At 74.9% G+C, this 7,278-nt stretch carries 5 protein-coding genes and 1 pseudogene; 3 read left to right on the plus strand and 3 right to left on the minus strand.

Features of this window, described 5'->3' with window-relative positions; genetic code table 11:
- The first annotated feature begins 357 nt into the window (after window positions 1-357).
- Window positions 358-2,019 carry an MFS transporter gene (locus tag ACIPK4_RS32860; RefSeq protein ID WP_402319568.1) on the plus strand — a complete coding sequence of 554 codons (1,662 nt, stop codon included), beginning with the start codon at window positions 358-360 and terminating at the stop codon, window positions 2,017-2,019.
- Between the two features lie 118 nt (window positions 2,020-2,137).
- Complete coding sequence (locus ACIPK4_RS32865) at window positions 2,138-3,034, plus strand: hypothetical protein (RefSeq protein ID WP_402319571.1); 897 nt, start codon at window positions 2,138-2,140, stop codon at window positions 3,032-3,034.
- Between the two features lie 105 nt (window positions 3,035-3,139).
- Here the strand turns inward: ACIPK4_RS32865 and ACIPK4_RS32870 are convergent, their stop codons facing one another.
- Complete coding sequence (locus tag ACIPK4_RS32870; RefSeq protein ID WP_402319574.1) at window positions 3,140-3,997, minus strand: alpha/beta fold hydrolase; 858 nt, start codon at window positions 3,995-3,997, stop codon at window positions 3,140-3,142.
- 81 nt (window positions 3,998-4,078) lie between these two features.
- On the opposite strand from ACIPK4_RS32870, the gene ACIPK4_RS32875 reads away from it, so the two are divergent.
- Window positions 4,079-4,639: a CGNR zinc finger domain-containing protein gene (locus ACIPK4_RS32875; protein ID WP_402319577.1), complete on the plus strand. Its 561-nt coding sequence runs from the start codon at window positions 4,079-4,081 to the stop codon at window positions 4,637-4,639.
- A gap of 138 nt (window positions 4,640-4,777) precedes the next feature.
- On the opposite strand, the gene ACIPK4_RS32880 is transcribed toward ACIPK4_RS32875, so the two are convergent.
- Both ACIPK4_RS32880 and ACIPK4_RS32885 read right to left on the minus strand, forming a co-directional pair.
- Window positions 4,778-5,659, minus strand: a complete 882-nt coding sequence (locus tag ACIPK4_RS32880; RefSeq protein ID WP_402319579.1) for a cellulose-binding protein — start codon at window positions 5,657-5,659, stop codon at window positions 4,778-4,780.
- 135 nt (window positions 5,660-5,794) lie between these two features.
- Window positions 5,795-7,278: pseudogene (locus tag ACIPK4_RS32885) on the minus strand (SUKH-4 family immunity protein); the annotation flags it as partial.

Below are 7,278 nucleotides of genomic sequence, written 5' to 3' on the forward strand. Positions count from 1 at the left end.
TGCTCCCCCTCGTTCGTTGCGTTGCCGCGCCTGTGGCCGGCCCGGGCCGTGTGGCCGGTTTCGGCCGTGCTGCCGTCCTGAAGTCTGCGGGGCGCAGGCGTTGGGCGCGCTGGTGCCCGTCGCCGTATCCACCGGGGGGTTAGCCCCACCCCCGCTCGTATGAACCAGTTAAGGACATCGCGGAGCCGCCCTCCTCCTCCGCCGGGACGAATGACCCCTGGGCCCTGATGAGGAGCAACCCCTAGGGGTTCTGCACCCTTTGGCGTACCCGTTCTGGGGGGTACCGGGGGGATACCGCCGGATACCCCGCGATGAGAAGGTGTTCCCCGCAGATACGTGCACGGTGAAAGGATCTTGGTGGGCGCGGAGGAGAGCACGGGCGAGCGCACCGGGGACACCACCGGCAAGCGCGGTGAGGGCGCGGCCGGGGACGGCATACCGGCCAACGCGGCCGCGACCGGAGCCGGGGCCAGGGCCGGGGCCGGGGCCGCGACCGAAGCCAGGTCCGGAGCCGGGGCCGGGGGGCGGCCGGGGCCGCGCACCGCCCTGGTCACGGCCCTCATGCTGGCGATGGCCCTCGTCGCCCTCGACAGCTCCATCGTCTCCACCGCCGTGCCCCAGATCGTCGGCGACCTGGGCGGCTTCTCCGTCTTCTCCTGGCTCTTCGCCGGTTACCTGCTCGCGGTCACCGTCACCCTCCCGGTCTACGGCAAGCTCTCCGACACCTTCGGCCGCAAACCCGTCCTGCTCTTCGGCATAGCCCTGTTCGTCCTCGGCTCCCTGCTGTGCGCGCTCGCCTGGAACATGGCCGCCCTCATCGCCTTCCGGCTCGTCCAGGGGCTGGGCGGCGGCGCACTCCAGGGCACCGTGCAGACCCTGGCCGCCGACCTGTACCCGCTCAAGGACCGCCCGAGGATCCAGGCCAGGATGTCCTCGGTGTGGGCCGCCTCCGCCGTGGCCGGCCCCGCCGTCGGCGGGTTCATCGCGTCGTACGCCGACTGGCGCTGGATCTTCCTGATCAACCTGCCGCTCGGCGGCCTGGCCCTGTGGATGCTCGCCCGCCACCTCGTCGAACCCGTACGCTCCCGCGGGCCCCGCGGCCCCGTCGACTGGGCGGGCGCGTGCGGCGTCTTCGCCTGCGGCGGCCTGCTGCTCTTCGCGCTGGTGCAGGGCGGGGTCGCCTGGCCCTGGCTGTCCGCGCCCTCCCTCGGGCTGCTCGGCGCGAGCGCGGCCCTGGCGGCCGTGGTCGTCCGGATCGAACGCCGGGCCGGGGAACCGATCCTGCCCGGGTGGGTGTGGCGCCGGCGCACCATCGCCGCCGTCAACCTGGCGCTCGGGGCACTCGGCCTGCTCATGGTCGCCCCGCTGGTGTTCGTCCCCACGTACGCGCAGTCCGTCCTCGGCCTCGGCCCCATCAGCGCCGGGCTGGTCATGTCCGCGATGACCCTCACCTGGCCCGTCTCCGCCGCCTTCAGCCAGCACGTCTACCGGCGCATCGGCTTCCGCAACTCCGCCGCCGTCGGGATCTCGCTCGCCGCCGTGATCCTGTTCGCGTTCACGCTGCTGCCGTACCCGGCCCGGCCCTGGCAGCCGACGATGATCATGCTGCTGCTGGGTGCGGCCCTCGGCCTGTTCCAGCTGCCGCTGATCGTCGGGGTCCAGTCCACCGTGGGCTGGTCCGAGCGCGGCACGACGACCGCCTCGGTGCTGTTCTGCCGCCAGGTCGGGCAGAGCCTCGGGGCCGCCCTGTTCGGAGCGGTCGCCAACGCGACCCTCGCCGCCCGGCTGGCGCACTCCCCGATCGGCGGGCTGCCGGACCACCTCGACGGCGTGTCCGAGGCCCTCGACCGGCCGGAGCTGCTCCCGCGGGCCGCCGCCGACTACCTGCGCGAATCGGTGGCCGCCGCCGTGGACCACATCTTCCTCGGCGCGACCGCCGCGGCCGTGGCGGCCCTGCTGGTCCTGCTGCTGGTGGCCCCGCGCCGGTTCCCCATCCTGGAGGAGCAGCGGGAGGACTGAGGAGGACCGGTGCGCACCGCGGGGGTACCGCGGTGGCGGCTTGTCAGCTTGTCATGGCCCCGGTCAACGGAGTACACCTCGGAGTCCTGCATCCGAGCTGTACTCCGGGGGGACACGCATGACCGCCGCACTCTTCGCGCTGGCCTTACTGGCCGCCCTTGCCGTGCCGATCGCCCTGCGGCTGCGCCGCCGTCCCGGCTTCATCACCGGCCGCGACGGCCGGCTCTCCACCTCCACCACCCTGGCACTGGCCTGGACGGTGATCCTGGTCTGGCTCCTGCTGACGATCCTCGCGTACGGGCTCACGGCGGGCGGCGGCGTCGGCTGGTTCACCGGCGAGCACGGCCCGCTGTCCTCCCTGACCACCGTGTACCTGCCGCTGCTCGGGGGCCCGTACGTGGCCCTGATCGCGGCCAAGACGGTCGTCGGCATCCGGGTGGAGAACGGCAGCATGGCCAAGCCCGCCCCGAAGCCGACGCAGTCCGGGCGGCGGCCGCTGCGCGAGCTGATCGCCAACGACGGCGGGCGCACCGACCTGGTCGACCTCCAGTACGTGGCGCTCAGCGCGGTCACCATGCTGTACGTGGTGCTCTTCTTCCTCTCCGACGTGGGCGGCGGGCTCCCCCGCCTGCCCGCCGAGATCTGGGCGCTGACCGGCGCCCCGGCCGGGGCGTACCTGGTGAACAAGATGGCCACGCGTGCGAACCCGGTGGTCACGGGGGTGACGGTGGAGGGCACCGCGCTCGTGGTGGAGGGCGGCGGCTTCGGCCCGGAGGCCCGGGTCGAGGTCGACTCCACCGTCCTGCCGACCACGTACGACCCGGCCACCGGCACCCTGACGGCGCAGCTGCCGGCCACCGCGCCCGCCGCCTTCACGGTGGTGGTCACCTCTCGCGGGCTGCGCAGCGACCCGTACCGCCACGCGCCCACCGCGGCGCTGCCCGGCCCGGCGCAGCCTCAGGCGCAGCCGCAGCCCCTGCCCCAGCCGCCGGACCGGCAGCCGGCCGCGGGCTAGGCGCCGGGGGGCGGGGCCGGGTCAGGTCGGGTCAGATCAGATCGGTCAGGGCAGGTCGGGTCTGGTCTGGTCAGGTCAGGTCAGGTCAGGTCAGGTCAGGTCAGGTCAGGGGAGCTTCGTGAGGAACTCCCCGATCAGCGGGGCGATCTCCCCGAGGTGGGTCTCCAGCGCGAAGTGCCCCGCCCCTTCGAAGACGTGCACCTCGGCGTCCGGCGCGTCCCGCAGGTACGCCTTCGCCCCCGCCGGGGTGAAGAAGGGGTCCCCCGCGCCCCAGACGACGAGGACCGGCACCCGGGCGGCCCGCAGCCAGGCCTGCCAGGCGGGGTACTGGGCGAAGTTCGAGGCGTAGTCGAACGCCAGGTCGGCCTGTGCGTCGGCGCGCCCCGGCAGCCCGAGGTAGTGCACGTCGAGGGTCCAGCCGTCCGGGGAGACCAGAGCGGGGTCGGCGACGCCCGTCTCGTACTGGAAGCGGACGCCGTCCGGGGTGAACAGCCCCCGCACCCGCTCCTCGTCGCCGGGCACCTCGCGCCGCAGTGCGGCGAACGCGCGGGCCGCCTCGGAGAGGCCCTCCTCGTACGCGTTGCCGTTCTGCACGATCAGCCCCGTCACCCGTCCGGGGCGCCGCGCGGCGAGCCGCAGCCCGACGGGCGCGCCGAAGTCGAAGACGTACAGCGCGAAGCGGTCCAGCCCCAGGACGTCGGTGAGGCCCTCCACGATGTCGGCGAGCCGGTCGAAGGTGTACGTGAACCCGTCCGGCGCCTCGGTGCGGCCGAAGCCGGGGTAGTCGGGGGCGATCAGCCGGTACGAGGTGTCACCCAGGGCGTCCATCAGCCGGGCGAACTGGTGCGAGGAGGTGGGGAATCCGTGCAGGAGCAGCAGGACCGGGCCGTCGGCCGGGCCGCTCTCGCGGTAGGCGACGCGGACCCCGTGCACCTCGGCGGTGCGGTGGTGGACGAGCTGCATCACATGCCTCCCAAGGGCTAGGTCCCATTAGTTTCACCATGAACTACTAATGGGTCAAGGGGTTCACGTAGCATTAGCTCCATGACAGTGCCCCCCACGTTCCCGCTGACCGGCGAACCCCTCGCCCTGGACCTGCTCAACACCCGCCCCACCGGCGCCGGCGACCTGATCGCCGGCCCGGAGGGGCTCGCCGCCTGGCTGGCCGCCCAGAAGGGCAGGCTCGGGCCGGTCGCGGAGGTCGGCCCGGCCGAGGTGGCGGCCGTCCACGCCGTACGGGAGGCGGCCGGTGCGGCGCTGGCGGCCGCACGGCGCGGCGGACCGCCCCCGGCGGACGCCCTGCGCGCACTGAACGGGGCGGCGGCGGCCGCCCCGGCCCACCCCACGCTCGCCTGGACCCCGGAGTCCGGCCTCACGGCCACCCCCCACCGCACCGGCACCCCCGCCCGGTGCCTCGCGGCCGAACTCGCCCAGGCGACCGCGGACCTCCTGACCGACCCCCGGGTGCGGGAGGTCCGGGAGTGCGAGGGCGCCGACTGCGTCCTGCTGTTCCTGCCCGCCCACCCCAGGCGCCGCTGGTGCGTGGCCTCGGCCTGCGGCAACCGCGCCCGGGTCGCCCGCTACTACGCCCGCCACAAGCCCTGACCCCGGCCGGCCGCGGGCCGACGACGGTCCTCCGCCGGGTCAGGCCTCCGCCGGGTCAGGCCTCCCGCCGGGTCAACCCTCCGCCCGGTCAGCCCTCCGCGGGGTCAGGCCCCCCGCCGGGGCAGGCCCCCCGCCCGGTCAGCCCTCCGCCGGCGCCCGGCCCGTCAGCGCCGCCAGGCTGGAGCGGACGTGGTCCATGTGCGCCCGCATCTCCTCCTGCGCCTCCGCGTGCTCCCGCAGGATCCGTTCCGTCTCGCGGCCCGTGCGCTCCTCCTGCACGCGGGCCTCCGCCAGCAGCTCCGCGGCCCGTGCCTCCGCATCCTCCTGCCCGTGCCGCGCCGTCTCCTCCGCCTCCGCGAAGCCGCGCCGGGCCTCCGCCAGCCGCCCCTCCGCGAACCGCTCCAGCTCGGCGTGCCGGGCCTCCAGTTCGGCCTCGCGGGCCGCCAGTTCCCGCTGCGCCGCCTCCCACCGCTCCAGGTGCTCCTGCTCGCGGTCCGCCAGCAGCGCGTCCGACCGGCGCCGCATCTCCGTCAGCGCAGCCTGCGCCTGCGCGCGCCACTCCCCCGCATCGTCCCTGGCCTCCGACCGGATCGCGTCGGCCTCCCGCTCCGCCCGCAGCAGCCCCTGCCGCGCCCGGACCTCCGTCTGCTCGCGCACCGCCTCCGCGTCCTGCCGGGCCAGCTCCGCCACACGGTCCGCGTACGCCTCCGCCGCACCCGTCATGTCCACCGCGTCCGCCCGCGCGTCCCGGCGTACGGTGTCCGCCTCCTCCTCCACCAGCATGAGGATCCGCCGCGCCCGCTCGCTCAACTCGTCGTACGTCTGCGGGGCCAGCGCCGCCACCACCTCGCGCAGCCGGTCCGCCTCCGCCTCCATCCGCTTCGCCAGCACCGTCAGCCGCGCGACCCGCTCCCACGCCTCGTCCCGGCTGCCGGAGAGCCGGGCCAGATACCGGTCGACCTCGTCCACGCGGTAGCCGCGACCTCGTACGGTCGCAAAACCCGGTCCGTGAGGTGACATGGGAGCAGTCATCCTGGAAGCGCCTCTCTCGGGGGGATTCCTGTCAAGGATGCGCCATTTGCTCCCGGAAGCCGGAATGGCCGGGCCGGGACCCCGTACGAGGGTCCCGGCCCGGCCATTCACCTGATCATCCGATCAGAGCAATCCGTCCCACATCTGCTCCAGCAGCACCGACCACCAGCTCTCCGGCGACGCAAGCGCCGCACTGTCGAGCCCCGCCAGATTCGTCTGGAAATCGACGGTCCAGCGCCCCGCCTGCTCCGGCGTCAGATGCTGCCGCAGGCGCCACATGTGACCCAGCATCGCCAGCGACCGGGCGAACTGCGGCAGGCTCGAATTCACGAACTGCGGCGGCACCGGAGCACCGCCCGGACCGGCCTCCACCGGGACCGCCACTATGTGCGCCGTCCCGTACTGCACGCACAGCGCCTTGCCGAAGTCGCTGCCCACGACCAGGTACGAACCCGCGTCGGACGCCGCCTGCACCTGCCGCTGCGCGGCCAGCTCCGCCAGCGTCGGCACCGGCTGACCCGGCACCGCCTGCGCCCAGAAGAACGGCCCGAAGTCCGTCGGCAGACCCGCCCACACCAGCGTCTGCGCCACGATCTCCGGCACGCCCTGGCGGGACACCGCCCGCTGGTCGAAACGGAACACGCCCTGCGGACCGAACGCCCCGGCCAGCTCGGCACCGATGGCGTCCAGCGGAATCGCCGGCTGGAGCGGCACCGGCGCCAGCGGCGCCCGTACCGGCGCGGGGCGCGCCGGACCGTCCGCCACCTGGTGCAGCTCACCCTGATGGGTCAGCAGATGCCGCATGCCCTGCTGACGGCCCGCGTGGTCCTTCCCGTACGGGGCCACGCTCGTGATCCGGACCTGCGGCCAGGTCTCCCGGATCATCCGCGCGCAGTATCCGCCGGGCAGTTCGCACGACTCCAGCTCGGTGTGCAGCTCCAGCACCTGCTGCGGCGGCACGTTCATCGCGCGCAGCTCGTGCAGGATCTGCCACTCCGGGTGCGGGGTGCCCGGCGCGGAACGCCGGATGAGCTGCTGCTCGGAGCCGTCGGGCGCGCGGTAGCGGAGCACCGCCTGGTACCCGGGGCCGACCGTGGGCACGCCGGTGGGCGCCGGGGCCTGCGCCGCGGGACCGGCCTGCGGCTGCCCGGGCGGACCGGGAGGCGCGGGCGGGCGGCCCGTCACGGCGGGACCGGCCAGCATCGTCGCGGCGTGGTCGAGACCGCCCCCGGGTGCGCCGGGCGCGCCGGGAGCCCCCGGCGGACCGGGCGGCTGGGGTACGCCGGGCCCCGCGAGCATGGTGGCGGCCTGATGGGCCGCGCCACCAGGGGCCCCGGGAGGGCCGGGAGGAGCGGGCGGCTGACCTGCACCCGGCGCACCCGGCGGACCCGGAGGCGCCGGCGGCTGACCCGTCACCGCAGGACCCGCCAGCATCGTCGCAGCATGATCCAGCCCACGCCCCAGCGAACCCGGAGCACCCGGCGGACCGGGAGGAGCGGGCGGCTGACCCGCACCCGGCGCACCCGGCGGACCCGGAGGCGCCGGCGGCTGACCCGTCACCGCAGGACCCGCCAGCATCGTCGCAGCATGATCCAGCCCACGCCCCA

It is taken from the genome of Streptomyces sp. NPDC086989 (assembly GCF_044745505.1).
Taxonomy (GTDB): Bacteria; Actinomycetota; Actinomycetes; order Streptomycetales; family Streptomycetaceae; genus Streptomyces.